At 73.0% G+C, this 22,462-nt stretch carries 17 protein-coding genes and 2 rRNA genes (1 of these 19 only partly in view); 13 read left to right on the forward strand and 6 right to left on the reverse strand.

From position 1 onward, the window contains the following. Both AC3CHW_RS28520 and rrf read left to right on the forward strand, forming a co-directional pair. Positions 1-2,701, forward strand: a 23S ribosomal RNA gene (locus AC3CHW_RS28520) (it extends 422 nt beyond the left edge of the window). A gap of 132 nt (positions 2,702-2,833) precedes the next feature. Further along, positions 2,834-2,950: ribosomal RNA gene (gene rrf, locus AC3CHW_RS28525) — 5S ribosomal RNA — on the forward strand. Between the two features lie 141 nt (positions 2,951-3,091). On the opposite strand, the gene AC3CHW_RS28530 is transcribed toward rrf, so the two are convergent. After that, entirely contained in the window at positions 3,092-4,156 is a 1,065-nt protein-coding gene (locus AC3CHW_RS28530) for a hypothetical protein (RefSeq protein ID WP_488468345.1), read from the reverse strand. A gap of 348 nt (positions 4,157-4,504) precedes the next feature. On the opposite strand from AC3CHW_RS28530, the gene AC3CHW_RS28535 reads away from it, so the two are divergent. Then, a complete protein-coding gene (locus AC3CHW_RS28535; protein ID WP_488471195.1) occupies positions 4,505-5,482 on the forward strand; it encodes a tetratricopeptide repeat protein in 978 nt (325 codons plus the stop codon). Positions 5,483-5,568: 86 nt separating this feature from the next. Here AC3CHW_RS28535 and AC3CHW_RS28540 read toward each other — a convergent pair whose 3' ends face one another. Beyond that, on the reverse strand, positions 5,569-6,198 hold the full coding sequence (locus AC3CHW_RS28540) for an SAM-dependent methyltransferase (protein ID WP_488468346.1): 630 nt from the start codon (positions 6,196-6,198) through the stop codon (positions 5,569-5,571). 85 nt (positions 6,199-6,283) lie between these two features. Here AC3CHW_RS28540 and AC3CHW_RS28545 point away from each other — a divergent pair, with 85 nt between their 5' ends. Further along, entirely contained in the window at positions 6,284-6,892 is a 609-nt protein-coding gene (locus AC3CHW_RS28545) for a helix-turn-helix domain-containing protein (RefSeq protein WP_488468347.1), read from the forward strand. Between the two features lie 49 nt (positions 6,893-6,941). Here AC3CHW_RS28545 and AC3CHW_RS28550 read toward each other — a convergent pair whose 3' ends face one another. Continuing rightward, the gene (locus tag AC3CHW_RS28550) at positions 6,942-8,393 is read right to left on the reverse strand and encodes an amidase (protein ID WP_488468348.1); all 1,452 of its coding nucleotides are present in this window, start codon (positions 8,391-8,393) and stop codon (positions 6,942-6,944) included. Between the two features lie 129 nt (positions 8,394-8,522). Here AC3CHW_RS28550 and AC3CHW_RS28555 point away from each other — a divergent pair, with 129 nt between their 5' ends. Continuing rightward, positions 8,523-9,149 carry a TetR/AcrR family transcriptional regulator gene (locus AC3CHW_RS28555; RefSeq protein WP_488468349.1) on the forward strand — a complete coding sequence of 209 codons (627 nt, stop codon included), beginning with the start codon at positions 8,523-8,525 and terminating at the stop codon, positions 9,147-9,149. 87 nt (positions 9,150-9,236) lie between these two features. On the opposite strand, the gene AC3CHW_RS28560 is transcribed toward AC3CHW_RS28555, so the two are convergent. Further along, positions 9,237-10,610 carry a DUF1015 domain-containing protein gene (locus tag AC3CHW_RS28560; RefSeq protein WP_488468350.1) on the reverse strand — a complete coding sequence of 458 codons (1,374 nt, stop codon included), beginning with the start codon at positions 10,608-10,610 and terminating at the stop codon, positions 9,237-9,239. A gap of 78 nt (positions 10,611-10,688) precedes the next feature. Here AC3CHW_RS28560 and AC3CHW_RS28565 point away from each other — a divergent pair, with 78 nt between their 5' ends. Continuing rightward, positions 10,689-11,789 (forward strand): HAD hydrolase-like protein, encoded by a 1,101-nt coding sequence (locus AC3CHW_RS28565; RefSeq protein ID WP_398609935.1) that lies wholly within the window; start codon positions 10,689-10,691, stop codon positions 11,787-11,789. Between the two features lie 174 nt (positions 11,790-11,963). On the opposite strand, the gene AC3CHW_RS28570 is transcribed toward AC3CHW_RS28565, so the two are convergent. Both AC3CHW_RS28570 and AC3CHW_RS28575 read right to left on the reverse strand, forming a co-directional pair. Further along, positions 11,964-12,899, reverse strand: coding sequence for a siderophore-interacting protein (locus AC3CHW_RS28570; protein WP_488468351.1), 936 nt, complete (start codon positions 12,897-12,899; stop codon positions 11,964-11,966). A gap of 205 nt (positions 12,900-13,104) precedes the next feature. Next, positions 13,105-14,169, reverse strand: coding sequence for an ABC transporter substrate-binding protein (locus tag AC3CHW_RS28575; protein WP_488468352.1), 1,065 nt, complete (start codon positions 14,167-14,169; stop codon positions 13,105-13,107). 313 nt (positions 14,170-14,482) lie between these two features. On the opposite strand from AC3CHW_RS28575, the gene AC3CHW_RS28580 reads away from it, so the two are divergent. The 7 genes from AC3CHW_RS28580 (at position 14,483) to recN (ending at position 22,393) form a co-directional block, all read left to right on the forward strand. Beyond that, complete coding sequence (locus AC3CHW_RS28580; protein ID WP_488471196.1) at positions 14,483-15,544, forward strand: FecCD family ABC transporter permease; 1,062 nt, start codon at positions 14,483-14,485, stop codon at positions 15,542-15,544. 218 nt (positions 15,545-15,762) lie between these two features. Beyond that, positions 15,763-16,782, forward strand: coding sequence for a FecCD family ABC transporter permease (locus AC3CHW_RS28585; protein ID WP_488471197.1), 1,020 nt, complete (start codon positions 15,763-15,765; stop codon positions 16,780-16,782). Positions 16,783-16,877: 95 nt separating this feature from the next. Further along, on the forward strand, positions 16,878-17,798 hold the full coding sequence (locus AC3CHW_RS28590; protein ID WP_488468353.1) for an ABC transporter ATP-binding protein: 921 nt from the start codon (positions 16,878-16,880) through the stop codon (positions 17,796-17,798). A 118-nt stretch (positions 17,799-17,916) separates the two neighbouring features. Beyond that, a complete protein-coding gene (locus tag AC3CHW_RS28595) occupies positions 17,917-18,441 on the forward strand; it encodes a hypothetical protein (RefSeq protein WP_488468354.1) in 525 nt (174 codons plus the stop codon). Continuing rightward, a complete protein-coding gene (locus AC3CHW_RS28600) occupies positions 18,425-19,339 on the forward strand; it encodes a TlyA family RNA methyltransferase (protein ID WP_488468355.1) in 915 nt (304 codons plus the stop codon). Before AC3CHW_RS28595 ends, AC3CHW_RS28600 begins: the two co-directional genes overlap by 17 nt. Positions 19,340-19,479: 140 nt before the next feature. Beyond that, positions 19,480-20,358, forward strand: coding sequence for an NAD kinase (locus AC3CHW_RS28605; RefSeq protein WP_436847263.1), 879 nt, complete (start codon positions 19,480-19,482; stop codon positions 20,356-20,358). Between the two features lie 283 nt (positions 20,359-20,641). Further along, positions 20,642-22,393, forward strand: coding sequence for a DNA repair protein RecN (gene recN / locus AC3CHW_RS28610; protein ID WP_488471198.1), 1,752 nt, complete (start codon positions 20,642-20,644; stop codon positions 22,391-22,393). Positions 22,394-22,462 lie beyond the last annotated feature (69 nt).

Consider the following 22,462-nt stretch of genomic DNA (forward strand, 5'->3'; position numbering starts at 1 on the left):
AGCTGAAACATCTATGGCTTGCTTGTACGACACCCAAGTAGCACGGGGCCCGAGAAATCCCGTGTGAATCTGGCGGGACCACCCGCTAAGCCTAAATATTCCCTGGTGACCGATAGCGGATAGTACCGTGAGGGAATGGTGAAAAGTACCGCGGGAGCGGAGTGAAATAGTACCTGAAACCGTGTGCCTACAAGCCGTGGGAGCGTCGCTATGTGTGTTTACATGCATGGTCGTGACTGCGTGCCTTTTGAAGAATGAGCCTGCGAGTTTGCGGTGTGTTGCGAGGTTAACCCGTGTGGGGGAGCCGTAGCGAAAGCGAGTCCGAATAGGGCGTTGGAGTAGCACGCTCAAGACCCGAAGCGGAGTGATCTAGCCATGGGCAGGTTGAAGCGCGGGTAAGACCGTGTGGAGGACCGAACCCACCAGGGTTGAAAACCTGGGGGATGACCTGTGGTTAGGGGTGAAAGGCCAATCAAACTCCGTGATAGCTGGTTCTCCCCGAAATGCATTTAGGTGCAGCGTCGTGTGTTTCTTGCCGGAGGTAGAGCACTGGATAGGCGATGGGCCCTACCGGGTTACTGACCTTAGCCAAACTCCGAATGCCGGTAAGTGAGAGCGCGGCAGTGAGACTGTGGGGGATAAGCTCCATGGTCGAGAGGGAAACAGCCCAGAGCATCGACTAAGGCCCCTAAGCGTACGCTAAGTGGGAAAGGATGTGGAGTCGCAGAGACAACCAGGAGGTTGGCTTAGAAGCAGCCACCCTTGAAAGAGTGCGTAATAGCTCACTGGTCAAGTGATTCCGCGCCGACAATGTAGCGGGGCTCAAGCGTACCGCCGAAGTCGTGTCAATCCAACATAGAGGGCTAACGCCTGTTGGGTTGGGTAGGGGAGCGTCGTGTGCCGGGTGAAGCAGCCGCGTAAGCGAGTTGTGGATGGTTCACGAGTGAGAATGCAGGCATGAGTAGCGATTCACACGTGGGAAACGTGTGCGCCGATTGACTAAGGGTTCCTGGGTCAAGCTGATCTGCCCAGGGTAAGTCGGGACCTAAGGCGAGGCCGACAGGCGTAGTCGATGGACAACCGGTTGATATTCCGGTACCCGCTTTGAAGCGCCCAATACTGAATCTTCTGATGCTAAGGCCGTGAAGCCGTCCTGGAGCCTTCGGGCAAAGGGAAGTGGTGGAGCCGCTGACCCAAGGTAGTAGTAGGTAAGTGATGGGGTGACGCAGGAAGGTAGTCCAGCCCGGGCGGTGGTTGTCCCGGGGTAAGGGTGTAGCCCGTCATCTAGGTAAATCCGGATGACATGAGGGTGAGACCTGATGCCGAGCCGATTGTGGTGAAGTGGATGATCCTATGCTGTCGAGAAAAGCCTCTAGCGAGTTTCAGGGCGGCCCGTACCCTAAACCGACTCAGGTGGTCAGGTAGAGAATACCGAGGCGTTCGGGTGAACTATGGTTAAGGAACTCGGCAAAATGCCCCCGTAACTTCGGGAGAAGGGGGGCCATTTCCGGTGATGGGCTTTGCGCCTTGAGCTGGGGGTGGCCGCAGAGACCAGCGAGAAGCGACTGTTTACTAAAAACACAGGTCCGTGCGAAGCCGTAAGGCGATGTATACGGACTGACGCCTGCCCGGTGCTGGAACGTTAAGGGGACCGGTTAGCTGACTTTCGGGTTGGCGAAGCTGAGAACTTAAGCGCCAGTAAACGGCGGTGGTAACTATAACCATCCTAAGGTAGCGAAATTCCTTGTCGGGTAAGTTCCGACCTGCACGAATGGCGTAACGACTTCTCGACTGTCTCAACCATAGGCCCGGTGAAATTGCATTACGAGTAAAGATGCTCGTTTCGCGCAGCAGGACGGAAAGACCCCGGGACCTTTACTATAGCTTGATATTGGTGTTCGGTTCGGCTTGTGTAGGATAGGTGGGAGACTGTGAAGCATGCACGCCAGTGTGTGTGGAGTCGTTGTTGAAATACCACTCTGGTCGTGCTGGATGTCTAACCTGGGTCCGTGATCCGGATCAGGGACAGTGTCTGGTGGGTAGTTTAACTGGGGCGGTTGCCTCCTAAAGGGTAACGGAGGCGCCCAAAGGTTCCCTCAGCCTGGTTGGCAATCAGGTGTTGAGTGTAAGTGCACAAGGGAGCTTGACTGTGAGACTGACGGGTCGAGCAGGGACGAAAGTCGGGACTAGTGATCCGGCGGTGGCTTGTGGAAGCGCCGTCGCTCAACGGATAAAAGGTACCCCGGGGATAACAGGCTGATCTTCCCCAAGAGTCCATATCGACGGGATGGTTTGGCACCTCGATGTCGGCTCGTCGCATCCTGGGGCTGGAGTCGGTCCCAAGGGTTGGGCTGTTCGCCCATTAAAGCGGTACGCGAGCTGGGTTTAGAACGTCGTGAGACAGTTCGGTCCCTATCCGCTGTGCGCGTAGGAGTCTTGAGAAGGGCTGTCCCTAGTACGAGAGGACCGGGACGGACGAACCTCTGGTGTGCCAGTTGTCCTGCCAAGGGCATGGCTGGTTGGCTACGTTCGGGAGGGATAACCGCTGAAAGCATCTAAGCGGGAAGCCTGCTTCGAGATGAGGGCTCCCACCCACTTGATGGGGTAAGGCTCCCAGTAGACGACTGGGTTGATAGGCCAGATATGGAAGCCTCGTAAGGGGTGGAGTTGACTGGTACTAATAGGCCGAGGGCTTGTCCTCAGTTGCTCGCGTTCACTGTGTGGTTCCCGGACTGCGAACAGTCGCACCGGTGCACCACTTAATAACCTTGTTGTTCAAGGCATTAAGTTACTCAATTGAAGAGTGTGCTTGTTCGCTAGAACCCAAAAGGGTTTCGGTGGTCATTGCGTTAGGGAAACGCCCGGTTACATTCCGAACCCGGAAGCTAAGCCTTTCAGCGCCGATGGTACTGCAGGGGGGACCCTGTGGGAGAGTAGGACGCCGCCGAACAATCTTTGACAGGACCTGTGGTCCCAGCGTTCACGCTGGGACCACAGGTCCTTTTTGTTTTGCCCGAAGCGCGCCGCCAAGTCCGGTGCGCGAGAATGACCGCAGTACCCAAAGACAGGAGTCACGCCGATGTCCACCAACTCACCCGACGATCGATCGGATCGCGGGCCGCGCCGACGGGACGGCGGAGACCGGCGGGATTTCCGTGCCCCTGGCGGTGCGCGGCGGGACGACCGAGGAAGCAGCGGCCCGCGACGGGATGACGAGCGCGGTGGGCGTTCTGGTGGTGGTGGGTTCGCGCGGCGTGATGATCGGCCGCCGTTCCGTCGCGATGACCGGGACCGTGACCGTGACGCGCGTGGGCGTGACGACCGGCCGCGTGGGCCGCGTCCCGACGACCGTGACCGTGGGCCCCGTCGCGACGACCGCGACCGCGCGCCGCGCCGCGACGACCAGCGCGGCGGCTTCCGGCGGGACGGGGATCGGCCGCGACCGGTCGGTCGGCCCGACGACCGCCGTGATGCCCGGGGCGGAGACCAGCGGCGCGATGACCGTAGCCGTGGTCCGCGCCGGGACGACGAGCGTGGCGGCTTCCGGCGTGAGGGTGGTGGCGCTCGGGAAGGCTTCCGGCGCGACGACAACCGTGGCGGCTTCCGTCGGGACGACGATCGCGGCGGGTTCCGTCGCGATGACAACCGTGGTGGGTACCGCCGGGACGACCGCGGTGGGCCGCAGCGCGGCGACGACCGTGACCGTGGCGGGTTCCGCCGGGACCGGGACGACAACCGCGGTGGCTTCCGTCGCGACGACGACCGCGGCGGCTACCGTCGGGACGACGACCGGGGTGGCCGGCGCGATGACCACCGTGGCGGGTTCCGCCGCGATGACGACCGTGGTGGCTTCCGACGGGACGACCGTGGTGGGCCGCAGCGCGGTGACGACCGTGCTCGCGGTGGCTTCCGCCGGGATGATGAGCGTGGTGGGCGTCCTGGTGGTGGCGGGTTCGCGCGGCGTGATGATCGGCCGCCGTTCCGTCGCGATGACCGGGACCGTGACCGTGACGCGCGTGGGCGTGACGACCGGCCGCGTGGGCCGCGTCCCGACGACCGTGACCGGGGACCCCGTCGCGACGACCGCGACCGCGCACCGCGCCGCGACGACCAGCGCGGCGGCTTCCGGCGCGAGGGCTTCGACCGAGGTGGCCACGGGGGCGGGCAGCGCGATGACCGTTCCGGCGGCGCCTACCCGCGGCGTGACGACCGCTCCGGTAGCGGTTACGCCCGGCGCGATGACCGGGCCGGTGGCGGCGGCAGCGGCTACGGGCGGCGGGAGGAGCGCTCCGGCGGTGGCGGTGGCTACGGGCGGTACCGGGACGGGGAACGCTCGGGCGGCTCGGGCGGCTCGTACGGGCGGCGTGACGACCGGGCCGGCGGCGGGCACGGGCGGCGCGATGACCGGGGCGGCTTCGGCGGCCGGCGGGATGAGCGCGAGCGGGAGCCCGTACGACGGCTGCCGATCCCGGACGAGGTGACCGGCGACGAGATCGACAAGAGCGTGCGGCAGGAGCTCATGAGCCTGCCGAAGACCCTGGCCGAGGACGTGGCCAAGAACCTCGTCATGGTGGCGAAGCTGCTGGACGAGGACCCGGAGCAGGCGTACGCGTACTCGCGGATCGCGCTGCGTCTGGCCTCGCGGGTGGCGGCCGTGCGGGAGGCGGCGGGGTTCGCCTCGTACGCGACCGGGAAGTACGCGGAGGCGCTGGCCGAGTTCCGCACCGCGCGTCGGATGACCGGCTCCGCTGAGCTGTGGCCGGTCATGGCCGACTGCGAGCGGGGCATGGGGCGGCCGGAGCGGGCGCTGGCGATGGCCGGTGAGCCCGAGGTGCAGAAGCTGGACCGGGCCGGGCAGGTGGAGATGCGGCTCGTCGCGGCCGGCGCGCGCCGCGACATGGGCCAGGCCGATGCCGCCGTGGTGACGTTGCAGAGTTCCGAGCTGGCCTCGTCCGCCGTCCACCCGTGGACCGCGCGGCTGCGGTACGCGTACGCCGACGCGCTGCTCGCGGTCGACCGTGCGGACGAGGCGCGCGAGTGGTTCGCGAAGGCGCTGGAGGCGGACCAGGGCGGTACGACGGACGCCTCGGACCGGCTCGCGGAGCTGGACGGCGTGGAGTTCGTCGACGTGCTGGAAGGTGAGGACGCCGAGGTGGCGGGCGAGCCGGCCGAGCGGGACCGGGAGTCGTACGAGGCCGCCGAGCGGGACGTGCCGGAGCGGGACGGTGCTGAGCGGGATGCCGCGTCCGACGTGGACGACGAGCGCGGCGACGTGAGTGGCGAGCGTGACGCGGACCTCGACCCCGAGTCCGTACCGGCCGATGAGGCCGAGGCGGAGAGCGCTGACCGTGGCACCGATGCCGATGCCGATGCCGGTGTTGACGGTGATGTCGTGGCGGGTGAGGACGCGCCGGGTGCGGGTTCCGCTGAGGCGCGTGGCGCCGATGAGGAGGCCGCGGAGCGGCGGTCCGACGACGCCTGATCGTTCGCGTGTGCGCCCGAGGGCGGAACCCGTGGTGGGTTCCGCCCTCGGGCGTTTGTGGGGTGGAGCGCGGGTGGGGCGTCGCGTCAGGTGGTGCGGCGGATGAGGAGGACGTGGTCGGTGACCTCGGCGGTGCGCCCGTCCGGCCCGGTCGCGGTGCGGCGGGGCGTGTCGGCCCGTTCGATCCGCCAGGTGTCCGGGGCCAGGCCGATGCCGGCGGCGACCTCGCGGGGGCTCGGGAAGTGGTGGTCGGGGGCCTGGTCCCACGACCACGGCGCGGTCGAGCCGTGGTCGACGACCAGCAGCAGTCCGCCCGGGCGCAGGGCGTGCGCGGCCGAACGCAGGACGGCCGACCGGTCCAGGCTGTACGGGGTGTGCAGGTAGTGGGCGGAGACCAGGTCGAAGCGGCCGGGCGGGAAGGACGCGTGCAGGTCGACCCGGGCGGCGGTGACGCGGTCGCCCAGGCCATACGAGCGGGCCAGGGCGGCCAGTCGGTCAACGGCCACGGTCGATATGTCGACGGCGGTGACGCGCCAGCCCAGGCGGGCGAGGGCCAAAGTGTCGCCGCCCTCTCCGCAGCCGAGGTCCAGCGCGTCGCCGGGCGGCAGGTCCGGCACCGTCTCGGCGAGGCGGACGTTGGGCCGCGGGCCGCTGGCCGCCGGGCGGGTCGCGTAGACGTCGTCCCAGAAGGCGAGCGCGTCGGTGGTGGTGTCCATGGAGGCTCCTCGTGTCGGGGGTGCTCACTCTCGCCGGGGGGCCGCCGTCTGGCACGGAAACTTGCGGTTCCGGCAAGATGGCGCGATGGGCGACGAGCGGGACGACGCGGTACTCGACGCGGTCGGGCCGAGGCTGCGCGCCTTGCGCCGGGCGCGTGGCCTGACGCTCGCCGGGGTCGCGGCGTCGATCGGGGTGTCGGAGAGCACGCTGTCCCGGTTGGAGAGCGGCCAGCGTCGGCCGAGTCTGGAGCTGCTGCTGCCCCTGGCGCGCGGCTACGCCGTTCCGCTGGACGACCTCGTCGGCGCGCCGCGCACCGGCGACCCCCGGATCCATCTCACGCCGATCAGCCGGTTCGGGATGACCTTCGTGCCGCTGTCCCGGCGTCCGGGTGGGGTGCACGCGTTCAAGATGATCATCCCGGCCCGGCCGGCGCCGCTCGAACCGACGCCGCAGACCCACGAGGGCTTCGAGTGGCTGTACGTGCTCAGCGGGCGGCTGCGGCTGGTGATCGGCGAGCGCGATCTGACGTTGCCGCCCGGTGAGGCGGCCGAGTTCGACACGTCCCTGCCCCACTGGCTGGGCAGCGCCGAGGGCGGCGCGGTCGAGTTGCTCGTCCTGTTCGGCCCGCAGGGCGTGCGGGCGCACGTGCGCGCCGAGGACCAGCGGTCGGTTCGGGCCGAGGGCCGGCCGTGAAGCGGGCGCGGGCGCGCCTCGCCCGCTTCACGGCTCGGTGCGCACGCCCTCAGCGGCCCGGGTGGTCGCCCGCCCACACCGCGGGGGTGCGGTCGGCCCACGGGCTGGCCTGTTCGAGCTGGCCGGCGAGGCGGAAGAGGAGGTCCTCACGGCCGTAGTCGGCGGCGAACTGCATGCCGACGGGGAGCCCCGTCGTGGGGTCGGGCGGGGCCGGCACGGACATGGCCGGGGTGCCGGCCACGTTGAAGGCCGCGGTGAACGGGGCGAGGTCGAAGAGGCGGCGGAGCCAGCCGAGGCCGTCCAGGGTCTCGGCGTCCTTGGCGTACGTGCCCAGCGGTACGGGGAGTTCCGGCAGGGTCGGGGTGAGCAGGATGTCGTGGGTCTCGAAGTACCGGGCCAGGGCGCGGGAGAGGCGGTTGCGCAGCGCGAGGGCCGTGACGAACTCGGTGCCGGTGACCTGCCGGCCGTAGTGGTAGCTGGCCAGGATGGGCGGCTCCAGGGTCGAGGAGTCGATAGGGCGGCCGGTGGCGGCGGCCAGTTCGTCGATCGAGACCGCGAGGTTGGCCGTCCACTGGCGCGCGTTGGCCAGCAGGAACTCCTCCCAGTCCACCCCGAGATCGACCGTCACCTCCTCCACCCGGTGGCCGAGGGACGCGAGGAGCCGCGCGGTGCCGGCGAGCGCGTCGGCCACCGGCGGCGCGGTGCGGTGGCCGCCCCAGGCGTGGGTGAGGACGCCGACGCGTAGCGTGCCGGGGTCGCGGGTGACCTCTTCCGCGTACGGCCGGGTGGGCTGTGGGGCGAAGTAGGGGTCGCCGGGCTCCGGGCCGCGCACCTGGTCGAGCAGGGCGGCGCTGTCGCGCACGGTGCGGCTGACGCTGCCGTGTACGGCCAGGCCGTTGAAGATCTCGTCGAAGGCGGGGCCCGCCGAGACCCGGCCACGGGTGGGCTTGAGGCCGAAGAGGCCGTTGTACGCGGCGGGGACGCGGATCGAGCCGGCGGCGTCGGTGGCGTGGGCGATCGGGACCACCCCGGCGGCGACGGCCGCGCCGGCGCCCCCGCTGGACCCGCCCGCGCTGCGTTCCAGGTCCCAGGGGTTGCGGGTGGCGCCGTAGAAGACGGGTTCCGTCGTGGTGCTGTAGGCCAGCTCCGGGGTCGTCGTGCGGCCGAACGTCACGAGGCCGGCCCGGCGGAAGCGCCGCATCAGGCTGGAGTCGGCGGCGGCGACGTGGCCGGCCGCCAGGCGGCTGCCCAGCTCCATGCGCTTGCCGGCCATGGCGACCGCGATGTCCTTGATCAGGAAGGGGACGCCGGCCAACGGGCCGCTGCCCGGGCGGGGCGGGTCCTCGGCTTCCCAGGTCTCCACGATGGCGTTGATCCGCGGGTTGACCGCCTCGGCGGCCTCGCGGGCGGCTGCTTCGACCTCGGCGGGGGTCAGTTCGCCGTCGGCCATCAACGCGGCGAGCCCGACCGCGTCGAAGGTCACGTACTCGGTCACTCTCATCGGACACTCCCAGGGCAGAACGATACCGTTGCGTGCCGAGTGATACCCAACGGTATCGCTCGGGACGGACTGGTACCGTAGCAGGGCGTGGCGCGGGGCCCGCACCGGATCGGACGTCACGGAGCAGTCATGGCAGCGACCACGAGTAGGCCGAGCAGGGTGGCCAAGCTGCCGCCTCGGGAGCGCATCCTCGACGCGGCGGAGGAACTGTTCCAGCGCGAGGGCATCCGGCGGGTGGGGGTGCAGGCGATCGCGGAGCGGGCCGAGACCACCAAGATGGCGATCTACCGGCACTTCGAGACCAAGGACGCGCTCGTCGCCGAGTGGCTGCGGATCGTCGCCGCCGACTACCAGGCGGCCTTCGACCGGGTCGAGGTCGAGCACCCCGACCGGCCCCGGGAGCAGATCCTGGGCCTGGCCCGTTTCATCGCCGAGGGGCTGCCGTCGCTCTCGTCCCGGGGCTGTCCGTTCATCAACTCGCTGGCCGAGCTGCCCGACCGGGCCCATCCCGCGCGGCAGGTGATCGAGGAGCACAAGGCCCGGCAGACCCGCCGACTGGTGGGCATGTGTGCCGAGGCCGGATTGCCCGACCCGGAACAGGTCGCGGCCGAGATCACGTTCGCGCTCGAAGGCGCGCAGGTCAGCATGCAGAACGGCAGCATCGACCGGGTGGGGGAGCGGCTGCTGCGGATCATCGAGGGGATCGTCGACCGGCACCGCTCCCCGCGCGGCGCCGCCCGGCCGGCCACCGACTGACCGCCGCGCACGCGGAGCCTCGCCGGGTCAACGGGCCGCGCGTGGGCCGGTTCGGCGTGGCGGCCGGCCGTCGGGGACCGGGTCGGATCAGCCCAGTTCGAGGCTGCGCAGGACCAGGCCGGTGGCGGGCTTGGGCCCGAACGACGTGGACTTGTGCGGCATGGCCACGCCCTGCCGCGCCAGGTCGCGTACGACGCCCTCCGCGACGGGGCGCATCAGCACCGCCGTGCCGCCGTGCCGCTCCGTCTGTTCCACGGCGGCGGTGGCGTCGTGGATGTACCCGATGTGCTCCGGGGCGTCGGAGATCCGCCAGACGCGGTCGAGCAGCAGCGCGTGCAACACCGTCGCGTCCAGCGTGCGCCACGCCTCCGGGCGGTCCCGTGGGACGGCCGCGTCCAGCAGCGCCGGGTCGGGCCGGTCCAGGAGGTGGAAGCGGCCACCGCCCGCGAGGAGGAAGGCGTTGCGTGGGGCGCCGGCCCGCGCGGCCTCGTCCTGGGCCGTGGCCAGGGCGTCGAGGGCGGCGGTCAGCGGGCCGTCCACGGGGCGGACGCGGAAGGCGCCGCCGACGGCGGCGAGGGCGTCGGCGGGGGACAACCGCCGCAGCAGCCGGTGGATGGCGCGGACCCGCAACGGGTAGCGGGCGCTGTCCACGAGCAGCACCAGGCCGAAGTCCCAGGGCCCGGGGTCGCGCCGCTCGTCCCGCAGCCGCAGGTAGGTGGCCCAGCGGTGGTGGCCGTCGGCGATCAGGGCCTGGCGCTGGCGCAGGTCGGAGGTGGCCTCGGCGATCTCGGCCGGGTCGGCGACCCGCCACAGCCGGTGGGCGACCCCGTCCTCGGTGGTGGTGGCGAGCAACGGCGGGCGGCGCACCGCGCGGTCGATGACCGCGCTCGCGCCGGGCGCGGCCTCCGGGACGTGGCCGCTCGCAGACCAGGCCCCGCCCCCGCCCGGGTTCAGCGCGTCGGCCGCGTGCCCGTCGGCCTCGTGCCCGTCGTAGGAGAGCAGCAGCGGTTCGAGGTTGGCCGCGGTCGCCCGCATCAGGGCGGCGCGGTCCTCGACGACGTGCGGCATGACGTTCTCGTGCGGGAGGACGACGCCCTCCCGTGGCGGGCTCAGCCGCAGGGCGCCGATCAGCCCGCGCTGGAGCAGCCCCTGGTCGCGCTGTTCGTAGACGTACAGTGCCGGTTCCGGATCGGGGGTCAGCACGCCCTCCGCCTGCCAGCGGCGCAGCGTCTGCGCGGCCTGCTGGTGGCGGGCCGTGGGCTCCCCGGTCTGCGGGAGGATCAGGCGGACGATGTTGTACGGGTCGGCCGTCTCCAGATGCCGCAGACCGTCCGGCCGCACGACGACGTCGTAGGGCGGCGAGGTGACGGCGGCAAGGCTGCTGACTCGCTCCGAGGCGTACCGCAGGCCACGGAACGGGGCGAGCTGAAGACCTTGCCCGACAGGTCCTGGAGTGCTCATTGGGGAATGCTATGCCGCTCCACAGGATGCGCGATGATCGGGGGACAAACATATGAGCCTATGAGGAGCGACGACCCCATGAGCGAGAGCACTCGTACTCGACCTGGCGACAGCGCGCGACCGCTACACGAGGCGTATGACACTGCACTCCTCGACCTGGACGGGGTCGTGTACGCGGGCGGGGAGGCCATCGCGCACGCGGTGGAGTCGCTGGACGTCGCTCGGGCGGCCGGGATGCACCTGGCGTACGTCACCAACAACGCGCTGCGCACCCCGCAGACCGTCGCCGAGCACCTGACTAGCCTGGGCGCGCCCGCGCAGCCCGATGACGTGATCAACTCGGCGCAGGCGGTGGCCCGGCTCATCTCCGAGCAGGTGCCGCCCGGCGCTCAGGTGCTGGCCATCGGCGGCGAGGGGCTCCGGGTGGCGCTGCGCGAGCGCGGCCTGGTGCCGGTGGACTCGGCCGACGCGGACATCGCGGCGGTGGTGCAGGGGTACGGCGGGCCGCAGCAGCCCTGGGAGCGGCTGATGGAGGCGGGGTACGCGGTGGCGCGCGGCGTGCCGTGGTTCGCCTCCAACACCGACCTGACCATCCCCACGGCCCGGGGCATCGCGCCCGGCAACGGCGCGGCGGTGGAGGTCGTACGGTTCGTCGCCGGCGGGGCCCCGCAGGTCGCGGGCAAGCCGCAGCCGCCGATGCACCGGGAGACCATCCTGCGCACCGGGGCCAAGCACCCGTTGGTCGTCGGCGACCGGTTGGACACCGACATCGAGGGGGCCAACGGCGGGGGCGTGGACTCCCTGCTCGTGCTCACCGGCGTGACCGACGCGGCGCAGCTCCTGGCCGCCGAGCCCGTGCACCGGCCGACGTTCGTCGCCGCCGACCTGCGCGGGATGCTGACGGCACACCCCGAGGTGCGGGCCACGGACGAGGGGTTCGCCTGCGGCGGCTGGACCGCCCGGGTACGGGAGGCGCGGGCGGAGATCGACGGCGCGGGCGACCCGCTGGACGGGCTGCGGGCGCTGTGCGCGGCGACCTGGACCGCCGGCGACGCGGAGCGCGAACGCACCGGCGAGCCGGCCAGGCGCGCGGGCGGGGCCGGGCCGGGGCTGAGCGCGGCTCACCGGGACGGCGACCGGATCAACGCCGACAAGGCGCTGGCGAAGCTGGGCCTGTGAGCGCTGCGGCGCACTGAGGCCGCGCCGCGCCGGACGTGCCTGGCCGGGCGCGCCGGCGCCCCGGGGTCGGGCGCCGGTGCGTGCCAGCGGGGGCGGGGCCTGGCGTCGAAGCGTGCCAGCGGGCGGTCCCGGGCAGGTGGGCCCCGGGCCGCCCCGACGCTCGGGCGGTGTCGCCTACTCGTCCCCGGCGTCCGCGACGTCGTCGGTCTCGTCGGCCTCCTGGTCGAGGAGTTGGTCCTCGCTGGTGCCCTGCCGCCAGTAGCCGGTGAACTTGACCGCCTTGCGGTCGAAGCCGCGCTCGCCGACCAGGTGGCGGCGCAGCGCGCGAACGGTGCTGGACTCGCCCGCGACCCAGGCGTACGGGGTGCCGTCGGGCAGCTCGGCGGCGCGCACCGCGTCCAGCGTGCGCTGGCCGTGCGTGAGCTGGGCGTCGGGGGCGGCCGGTTCGGGCGCGGGGATCTCGTCGCGCACGAGCCAGGTGACGTCCGCGTCGGCCTTGGTCGGGAGGGCCTGGCGGTCCTCGGCGTGCTGGACCTCGATCCACACCTTGGCGGGCGTGCCGGCCGGCAGCCAGGCGAGGGTGCTGGCCACGGCGGGCAGCGCCGTCTCGTCCGCCGTGATCAGCACCCAGGTGGTGGCCGGCCGCGGGTTGCCGCGCGCGTCGGTCGCGGGAACGCCGCCGAGGCCGGGGGGCTGGAAGTCCACGCCGCCGTTCTCCTCGGCGGTCGGGCCGAGGAGGGTCACCCGGTCGCCGGGGGCCGCGGTGGCGGCCCAGCGGGAGGCGGGGCCGGTGTCGCCGTGGAGCGCGAAGTCGATGTCCACCTCGTGCGGGTCGCGGCGGTGTTCGCGCACGGTGTAGGTGCGCATGACGCCGCGTACGGCCGGGTCCATCGCACGCCATTCGGGGTACCAGGACAGGTCGGCGGAGCGCGGCACCACCGGGGCGTCCTGGCCCGGCTGCGGCAGGAAGACCTTGAGCCGCTGGTCCCGTCCCCCGTTGACGAAGGAGGCCAGCTCCGGGCCGCCGAAGGTGACGCGCACGAAGCTGGGGCTCAGTCGCTCGGCCCGGACGACCCGCAGGTCAAAGAAGCTGTAGGGCGTGTTCGCCATGGTGGTTCCCTTCGGTCATGGGGTGGGGCTGCTGCCTGCGGGCAGGCGGTGCTGGGTGTGCCGCGTGCTGGGTGTCCTGCGTCCTGCGTTCTGCGTGCTGTGTCCTGCGTGCCGGGCGTTCGGTGGCTGGTGTGGGGGCTGGGGTCGCGGGGGTGAGGCCGCGCGGTTCCCGGCGGGCCGCCCGGGCCGAGGGTGCTCGGGTGCATCAGCCGCCCTTGACCTCCCTGGCCTCCCGTACGGCCTTGGCCAGCGCCTCCAGGTGGGGCGCGAAGCCGGCGTAGGAGAGGCGTGGCTCGTAGGCCCACGAGACGACCTGGCCGGCCTTGACCGCCGGCAGTTGCCGCCAGGTGGGCTTGGCCTTCAGGTCGGCCGGCTGGAGGGACTGGCTCCGGTTGTCCAGGAGGATCAGGTCGGCGTCGTAGGCGTCGGCGTTCTCCAAGCTCAGGTTCTCGAAGAAGCCCTGGCCGCTGACCTTGTCGGGCGTGACGAGTTCGACGCCCAGCTCCTTGAAGTAGGTGAGGTCGGCGTACACCTTGGGGTCGGAGACGTAGAGGAGGTCGTTGCTGGCGGAGACGGCGAGGACCCGCAGGCCGCGCCGTTCCCCGGCGGCCCGGCGCAGGCTCTCGGAGGCGCGCTCGAAGCGGGCCTTGGCGTCGGTGACCCGGCGCGACCCCGGGTCGGCGCCCAGCGACGCGGCGAGCGCCGCGTACCGCTGGACGACGGCGGGCAGCGAGGTGTGGGACACCGCGAGGCCGACGACGTTGGGGGACAGGTCGAGGATCTTCTCGCGGCTGTCCTCCGGGACGAACCACAGGTCGTCCTTGGCGTACATGTTGGTCACCAGCAGGTCCGGCCGGAGGGCCGCGTACTTCTCGATGCTGAACTCGCCCCAGGTGTCGCCGATGACGGTCGTCTTGTCGACATCGAGTTCGCCGGCGAGCACCTCCGGCCTGCCGTCCTCGCGCTTGGTCGGGCCGAAGACGCCGACGCACTCCACGCCGAAGTCGTGCAGGGCGGCGGCGGTGCCGACGTAGGCGACGATGTTCCTCGGCGTCGTCTCGGCCCTGGCGGTGACGCCGCGGTCGTCCCTGAAGGTCCACGGGCCGCGCTGGCCGCCCGGGCCCGACGGGTCGCCGGCGCGGTTTCCGGCGCCCTTGTCGCTCTTGTCGTCCTTGCCGCAGGCGGCGAGCAGGGCGCCGGCGCCGAGCGCGCCACCGAGGGTGAGCAGGCCGCGGCGGGACACCGACGGTGTGGTGCGAGACGGGGTCATGGGATTCCTTTGGCCGGTCGCGTGCGGTGCGCCGGGCGCGGTCGGCGCACCGGGTCCGCTCCGGGGCTGGCCGGGGGCGGTGCGGGGCCGCTGCGGGGCGCCGGGCGGGTTCTTCGGTGGGGGTCGCGGGACGGCGTGTCGGCGTGGTGGTCGGCTGGCCGCGGCGAGTTGGGGGAGCCGGGCTGGTGAGGGTCGGGGTCGGGGTACGGCGTACGCGGCTCGACAACGTACGCCAAACGAGGGTTAGGCTAACCTAACCTTCTGTGGGGTGGCGGGTCTGGTCGCCCCGTTGTCCCAAGAGGTGGAGTTCCGCGTGACCGTGGTGAGCCCCGTGACGGCCGCGGCGCCGACGGGGGCGGCGGCTCCCGAGCCCCCGCCTCGCCGCCGCCGCGCGGCCCGGGCGGCCGGACTGGCCGCCGCGCTCGGCGTGCTGCTGCTCGTGCTCGCGGCCAGCGTCGCCGTCGGCGCCAAGCCGCTCGCCCTCGGCGAGGTGTGGCACGGCCTCGCGCACTACTCCGGAACCGACGCCGACGTCGTGGTCCGCGACGTGCGGCTGCCGCGCACGCTGCTCGGCCTGCTGGTGGGCGCCGGCCTCGGCCTGGCCGGCGCGGTGATGCAGGCCCTGACCCGCAACCCGCTCGCCGAACCCGGCGTCCTCGGCGTCAACGCCGGCGCCAGCGCGGCCGTCGTCTCCGCCATCAGCTTCCTCGGCATCACCTCGCCGACCGGGTACGTCTGGTTCGCGTTCCTGGGCGCCGCGGTCGTCTCCGTGCTCGTGTACGCGCTCGGCGGCAGCCGCCGCGCGACGCCGGTGCGGCTCGCGCTCGCCGGGACGGCGGTCACCGCCGCCCTCTTCGGATACGTGCAGGCCGTGCAGCTCCTGGACTCGGCCGCGCTTGACACCATGCGCTTCTGGACGGTCGGCTCGCTCGCCGCCGCCAACGAGGACGTGCTCGGCCAGGTGGCGCCCTTCCTCGCGGCCGGCGCCCTGCTCGCGCTCGCCCTGGGCCGACCCCTGAACGCCATCGCGCTCGGCGACGACGCGGCCCGCGCCCTGGGCGCGCGGCTGAACCGCACCCGCGTCCTCGCCGTGCTCGCCATCACCCTGCTGTGCGGCGCGGCCACCGCGGCCTGCGGCCCGATCGCCTTCGTCGGCCTCCTCGTACCGCACCTGGTCCGCGCGCTCACCGGTCCCGACGTGCGGTGGACGCTGGCGTACGCGGCCGTGCTCGCGCCCGTCCTGCTGCTGGGCGCCGACATCGTCGGGCGCGTCATCGCCCGACCCGGCGAACTCCAGGTCGGCGTCGTCACCACGCTCATCGGCGGCCCGGCCTTCATCTACCTCGTACGCCGCCGAAGGCTGGCCCACCTGTGAACGCCGACGACCAGCCCACCGCCCGCACCACCGCCGACCAGCCCAGCGGCGGCGGGAAGCCGCGCCCCGACAGCGCTGTCCAGGCCACAGGCGCTGTCCAGGGCACACACGCCCCGGCGGGCCGACGCGCCCGTGGCCCGGCCCCGGCCCGTACGCCCGCCGCCGGCGCGCGCCCTGACGGCGGGTCGGCCGGGCGCGGCCACCGCCGGAGCGCCACGCTGCGCTTCCGGGGCGGCCTCTCGGTCCGGGTGGACGTGCGGGCGAGCCTGGTCGGGCTGGCGCTGACGACGCTCGCCCTGGCCATGGGCGTGGTGCTGATCGGCACCGGCGACTACCCCATCGGCTTCGCCGACGCGGTGCGCACCCTGCTGGGCGACGGCACCGTCGCCCAGGACTACGTCGTGCGCGAACTGCGGCTGCCCCGCGTGCTGGTGGCGCTGCTGGTCGGCGCCGCGCTCGGGCTCGCCGGCGCCGTCTTCCAGAGCCTGGCGCGCAACCCGCTGGGCAGCCCGGACGTCATCGGCTTCGGCCAGGGCTCGGCGGCCGGCGCGCTCACCGTGATCGTGCTCTTCCAGGGCACCAGCGCCCAGGTCGCCGCCGGCGCCGTGCTCGGCGGGCTGCTCACCGGCCTGGCCGTGTACGCGCTGGCCTGGCGGCGGGGCATCCAGGGCTACCGGCTGGTGCTCGTCGGCATCGGCGCCGCGGCCATGCTCAGCGCCGTCAACAGCTATCTGCTCACCAAGGCGGAGCTGGTGGACGCCGCGCGCGCCGTCGTCTGGCTCACCGGCTCGCTGGGCGGCCGCGACTGGGACCAGGTCTGGCCGCTGCTCCTGGTGTGCGGCCTGCTCGTGCCGGTGGTCATCGGCCACGCCCGGGCCCTGCGGATGCTGGAACTGGGCGACGACAGCGCGTACGCCCTCGGGGTACGCGTCGAGCGCACCCGGCTGGTCATGCTGCTGGCCGCCGTCCTGCTCACCGCCGCCGCGACGGCCGCGGCGGGCCCGGTCGCCTTCGTCGCGCTGACCTCGCCGCAACTGGCCCGCCGGCTGACCCGGTCGCCGGGCCCGAACCTGCTGCCCGCCGCCTGCATGGGGGCGGCCCTGCTGGTCACGGCCGACTGGGGCACGCAGCGGGCGTTCGGCGCCGACCAGCTCCCGGTCGGCGTGCTCACCGGGATGCTCGGCGGCACGTACCTGCTGTGGCTGCTGGTGGCGGAGCGCCGGGCGGGCCGGGTATGAGGGGCGGCGGGGGCGCACGGGCGCCCGGCGATCCCGGCGGCCCCGGCCGCGCCGCGAGCACTGGCACCGACGACGACAAGGACACCGAGACCACCGTGGCTTCCTCTTCCGCATCCCCCGTGGCACCCGACGCGCGACAGCGGCTCACCGGGCAGGACCTCACCCTCGCCTACGACCGGCGCACCGTGGCCGAGCACCTGTCCGTGTCGATACCCGACCACTCCTTCACGGTCGTGGTCGGGCCGAACGCCTGCGGCAAGTCCACGCTGCTGCGCGCCCTGTCGCGGATGCTCAAGCCGACGGCGGGCTCGGTGCTGCTCGACGGGCAGGCCATCTCGTCCCTGCCGGCGAAGAAGGTCGCCAGGACCCTGGGGCTGCTGCCGCAGTCCTCGATCGCGCCGGACGGCATCACGGTGGCCGACCTGGTGGCGCGGGGCCGCTACCCGCACCAGGGGCTGCTGCGGCAGTGGTCGGAGACGGACGAGCGGATCGTCGACGAGTCGATGGCGGCCACCGGCGTCGCCGAACTGGCGGATCGCTTTGTCGACGAACTCTCCGGCGGGCAGCGGCAGCGGGTGTGGATCGCGATGGCCATCGCCCAGCAGACGCCACTTTTGCTGCTGGACGAGCCGACCACCTACCTCGACATCCAGCACCAGATCGACGTGCTCGACCTCTGCGCCGACCTGCACGAGGAGCAGGGCCGCACGCTGGTGGCCGTCCTGCACGACCTCAACCACGCGGCCCGGTACGCCACGCACCTGATCGCCATGCGGGACGGCGAGATCGTCGCCGAGGGCGAGCCGGGCGAGATCGTCACGGCCGAGCTGGTGGAGCGGGTCTTCGGCCTGCGCTGCCAGGTGATCGAGGACCCGGAGAGCGGCACGCCCCTGGTGATCCCCGCCGCCCGCCGCCCGCGCCGCCAGGCCACGGCCGTACCGGCACCGGCCACCGGGACGAAGGACGCCCCGGCTCCCGAGCGGGTGGCGGCCAGGGAGCCGACGCCGGGCCGCTGAGCACCGGGACGCTGGTCGAGCCGCCGCCCGGGCGCTTCGCGATCCGGCTGCCGACCGTTCCCGGGCGCGGCCAGCGGGCCGCCTTGGCGAGGGCGTGCCGCACGGTAGCGTCGGGGCCATGGATGAGCCGATGTCCAGCGCGCCAGCCCACCCGGCGCAGCCCCACCCCACCACGGCCGACGCCCCCCACCCCACGGGGCCCGCCGCCGAGCCCGGCGCGCCCGGGCCCGTAAGCGTCGTACCCGGGCCGGCCGCCGCGCCGGCCACCCCCACGGCGGCACCGGCGCCGGAGGCCGCCGCGCCACCCGCCGCCCCGGCGGAGCCGCACGAGGCACCGCCCGCACAGCGGGGGGAGCAGCCGGGGCGGGAGCCGGAGCAGCCCCCGGTCGAGCGGCGGGAGGAGACGGGGGGACCGGGGGAGGAGACCGCCCCGCTCGGCCTCGTGCGCACGCCCACCGGCGACCCGACGGTCGACGCCGGCCTGGAGCGCCTCGGTGACCTCGACCACCTGCCCGTCGACGGTCACCTCGAGGTGTACGAGGATGTACACCGGGGCCTGCGCGACGTGCTCGACGCACTCGACCAGCGCCCCGGGCCCGGCCGGCTCGTACCGGCGCCGTCCCCGCATGATCACAGGAGCTGAACCGCACGTGGCAGTGAGCCGTCCACGCCGTAACCGACTCGACGCGGAGCTGGTCCGCCGCGAGCTGGCGCGCTCGCGCGAGCACGCGAGCCAGTTGATCGCCGCGGGCCGGGTGACGATCGGCGGGACGACCGCGACCAAGCCCGCCACCCAGGTCGAGACGAGCGCGGCCGTCGTCGTCACCCAGGACGACAGCGACCCGGACTACGTCTCGCGCGGCGGGCACAAGCTGGCCGGGGCCCTCCTCGCGTTCAGCGACGAGTACCGCGCCCGCACGGCGCCCGACCCCGCCGCCGACACCGGCCCCGCCCCCGACGGCGGCGCCGGGCGCGGCCTGCGGGTCGCCGGTCGCCGGGCGCTGGACGCCGGCGCCTCCACCGGCGGCTTCACGGACGTGTTGCTGCGCGCCGGGGCGGCCCAGGTGGTGGCGGTGGACGTGGGGTACGGGCAGCTCGCCTGGTCGCTGCGGAGCGACGAGCGGGTGGTCGTGAAGGACCGTACGAACGTCCGCGAGCTGACGCTGGAACAGCTCGACGGCCAACCGGTCGACCTGGTGGTGGGCGACCTGTCGTTCATCCCGCTCGGCCTGGTGCTCCCGGCGCTGGTGCGCTGCGCGGCGCCGGACGCCGACCTCGTCCTGATGGTCAAGCCGCAGTTCGAGGTCGGCAAGGAACGACTGGGCAGCGGCGGCGTCGTCCGCAGCCGGGAGCTGCGCGCCGAAACGGTGCGCACCGTCGCCGCCCGGGCGGCGGAACTCGGGCTCGGGGTGCTGGGCGTGACGGCCAGCCCGCTGCCGGGCCCGTCGGGCAATGTCGAATACTTTCTGTGGCTTCGCGCCGGTGCGCCTGACCTGGACCCGGCGGACGTTGACCGTGCAGTGGCGGAGGGGCCCCGTTGACCACTTCAGAAGCAGCAGCACAGGAGCCGCCCACGGGGGCGGCGGCGCGACCGGCCGCGCCCGGGGCGGACTCGTCCGCGCCGGTGCCCGTGCTGGCCGAGCTCCAGGCCGGGGCGGACGGGGCGGCGGGGGAGCGCACCGTGTTCCTGCTCGCCCACACCGGCCGGCCCGCGGCCGTCCGCAGCGCCGAACTCGTCGTCCAGGGCCTGCTGCGCAGCGGCATCGGCGTACGGGTGCTGGCGGCCGAGGCAGCGGACCTGCCGCTGCCCTCGCAGGTGGCGCGGGTTGACGCGACGCCTCGGGTGCTCGACGGCTGCGAACTCCTCATCGTGCTCGGTGGCGACGGCACGCTGCTGCGCGGCGCGGAGTTCGCGCGCACCTCGGGCGTGCCGATGCTCGGGGTCAACCTGGGCCGGGTGGGCTTCCTCGCCGAGGCCGAGCGGGACGACCTGGACCAGGTCGTGGAGCGGGTGGTCTCGCGCGCGTACGAGGTCGAGGAGCGGATGACGCTCGACGTGCTGGTCCGCAACGACGGCCACGTCGTGCACACCGACTGGGCGTTGAACGAGGCGTCGGTCGAGAAGGCCGCCAGGGAGCGCCTGCTTGAGGTCGTCACGGAGGTGGACGGCCGCCCCGTCACCGGCTTCGGCGGCGACGGCGTCGTGTGCGCCACCCCCACCGGCTCGACGGCGTACGCGTTCTCGGCGGGCGGACCCGTGGTGTGGCCGGAGGTGGAGGCGCTGCTGATGGTGCCCATCAGCGCGCACGCCCTGTTCGCCAAGCCGCTGGTCACCGCGCCCGATTCGGTGCTGGCGGTGGAGGTGCAGCCGCAGACCCCGCACGGGGTGCTGTGGTGCGACGGGCGGCGCACCGTGGAGCTGCCCGCGGGGGCGCGCGTGGAGGTGCGGCGCGGCGCGGTGCCGGTGCGCCTGGCCCGGCTGCACCACGCCTCGTTCACCGACCGCCTGGTCGCGAAGTTCGCCCTGCCGGTGGCCGGCTGGCGCGGCGCTCCGCACTGATGCCGCACCGGCCCCGCCCGCCTCGGGCAGCCGCCGCGAGCCCCCGGCCCGGGCCGGCGCCCACCGGCCGCTTCGCCGATCGGCGCGTTCGGCCACTACGCTCGGCTCAAGCCGGAGGCGGGCGGGAGGAGGCGCGAAGCGCTCGCTACCCTCCTCGGTGGACAGAACGACGCGAGCGGGAGTGTGGAACAGGCTCCCCAAGATTTCCCCAGAGGGGCAAGTGAGCACTCGCCGAGAGGAAAAGTCGCAGGTCATAGCGGGTGCGCGCCCGCATCTCGAAGAGATGCGGATTCAGTCGCTCGGGGTGATCGACGATGCCGTCGTGGCACTGTCGCCCGGATTCACCGCGGTGACCGGCGAGACCGGGGCCGGCAAGACCATGGTGGTCACCAGCCTCGGTCTGCTGCTCGGCGGCCGGGCCGACGCCGCCCTGGTACGGATCGGCCACAAGGCGGCGGTCGTGGAGGGCCGGATCGTCATCGCCGACCGGGGCACGGTCGCCGACCGGGTGCGGGAGGCCGGCGCCGACATCGACGAGGGCGCCCTGCTGATCAGCCGCACCGTCTCCGCCGAGGGCCGCTCGCGCGCCCACGTCGGCGGCCGGTCGGTCCCGGTCGGGCTGCTCGGCGAACTCGCCGACGAACTGGTGGCCGTGCACGGCCAGACCGACCAGCAGGGCCTGCTCAAGCCGGCCCGGCAGCGGCAGGCGCTCGACCGGTACGCCGGCGACGCCGTCGCCGCGCCCCTGGAGGCGTACGCCGGCGCCTACCGCCGGCTGCGCGCCGTCACCGCCGAGCTGACCGAGCTGACCACCCGCGCCCGCGAGCGGGCGCAGGAGGCCGACATGCTGCGGTTCGGCCTGGAAGAGATCGCCGCCGCCGAGCCGCGCCCGGGCGAGGACGCCGAGCTGGCCGCCGAGTCCCAGCGGCTCGGCCACGCCGAGGCACTGGCCTCCGCCGCGAGCCTGGCGCACGCCGCGCTGGCCGGCGACCCGGAGGACCCGGAGGGCGTCGACGCGGCCACCCTGATCGCCGGCGCCCACCGCGCCGTCGAGGCCGTACGGGCCCACGACCCGGCGCTGGCCACCCTCGCCGACCGGCTGGGCGAGATCGGCATCCTGGCCGCCGACGTGGCGGGCGAACTCGCCGGATACGCGGACAACTTGGACGCCGATCCGCGACGCCTGGCGGCCGTGGAGGAGCGCCGGGCCGCCCTGGCCCAGCTCACCCGGAAGTACGGCGCGGACATCGCGTCCGTACTGAGCTGGGCCGAGACGAGCGCGGCCCGGCTCGGCGAACTGGAGGGCGACGACGACCGGATCGGCGAACTGACCGCCGAACGTGACGCGCTGCGCGCCGAACTCGGCGCCCGGGCCCAGGAGTTGACCGAAGCCAGGAACGCGGCGGCCAAGCGGTTCGCCGACGCGGTCACCGGCGAGCTGGGCGAGCTGGCCATGCCGCACGCCCGGGTGACCTTCGCGATCCGGCAGACCGAGGTCGCCGACCCGCAGGAGGGCATCGAGGTGGACGGCCGGGCCGTCGCCTACGGGCCGCACGGCGCCGACGAGGTCGAGTTGCTACTGGCCCCGCACCCCGGCGCGCCGCCCAGGCCCATCGCCAAGGGCGCCTCCGGCGGTGAACTCTCGCGCGTGATGCTCGCCGTCGAGGTGGTGTTCGCCGGCTCCGACCCCGTGCCCACCTACCTCTTCGACGAGGTGGACGCGGGCGTCGGCGGCAAGGCGGCGGTGGAGGTGGGCCGACGGCTCGCCAAGCTCGCCGAGTCGGCACAGGTCGTGGTGGTGACCCACCTGCCGCAGGTGGCCGCCTTCGCGGACCGGCACCTGGTGGTCGAGAAGACCCACGACGGGTCCGTGACGCGCAGCGGCGTCCAGGTGATGGAGGGCGAGGACCGGGTGCGCGAGCTGTCCCGGATGCTCGCCGGCCAGGAGGACTCGCAACTGGCCCGGGCGCACGCGGAGGAACTCCTGGAGACCGCCCGCGCGGCGGCCCACACCACGCGCCGCGCGCGCGACTAGAACCCGCGGGCCCGTAGCCCGCCGCCCGCGCCTGCCGCCCGCGCCCGTGGCCCGCGCCGGTTCGTACGG

The organism is Streptomyces sp. MGP-BFMKR1 (genome assembly GCF_057766585.1).

Excerpts from the sequence above, each read along its gene's own strand:
- AC3CHW_RS28575 (WP_488468352.1), bottom strand. The coding sequence starts at position 14,169 with ATGACCCCGTCTCGCACCACACCGTCGGTGTCCCGCCGCGGCCTGCTC.
- AC3CHW_RS28540 (WP_488468346.1), bottom strand. The coding sequence starts at position 6,198 with ATGGACACCACCACCGACGCGCTCGCCTTCTGGGACGACGTCTACGCG.
- AC3CHW_RS28560 (WP_488468350.1), bottom strand. The coding sequence starts at position 10,610 with ATGAGCACTCCAGGACCTGTCGGGCAAGGTCTTCAGCTCGCCCCGTTC.
- AC3CHW_RS28545 (WP_488468347.1), top strand. The coding sequence starts at position 6,284 with ATGGGCGACGAGCGGGACGACGCGGTACTCGACGCGGTCGGGCCGAGG.
- AC3CHW_RS28550 (WP_488468348.1), bottom strand. The coding sequence starts at position 8,393 with ATGAGAGTGACCGAGTACGTGACCTTCGACGCGGTCGGGCTCGCCGCG.
- AC3CHW_RS28565 (WP_398609935.1), top strand. The coding sequence starts at position 10,689 with ATGAGCGAGAGCACTCGTACTCGACCTGGCGACAGCGCGCGACCGCTA.
- AC3CHW_RS28555 (WP_488468349.1), top strand. The coding sequence starts at position 8,523 with ATGGCAGCGACCACGAGTAGGCCGAGCAGGGTGGCCAAGCTGCCGCCT.
- AC3CHW_RS28600 (WP_488468355.1), top strand. The coding sequence starts at position 18,425 with ATGATCACAGGAGCTGAACCGCACGTGGCAGTGAGCCGTCCACGCCGT.
- AC3CHW_RS28595 (WP_488468354.1), top strand. The coding sequence starts at position 17,917 with ATGGATGAGCCGATGTCCAGCGCGCCAGCCCACCCGGCGCAGCCCCAC.
- AC3CHW_RS28570 (WP_488468351.1), bottom strand. The coding sequence starts at position 12,899 with ATGGCGAACACGCCCTACAGCTTCTTTGACCTGCGGGTCGTCCGGGCC.
- recN (WP_488471198.1), top strand. The coding sequence starts at position 20,642 with ATGCGGATTCAGTCGCTCGGGGTGATCGACGATGCCGTCGTGGCACTG.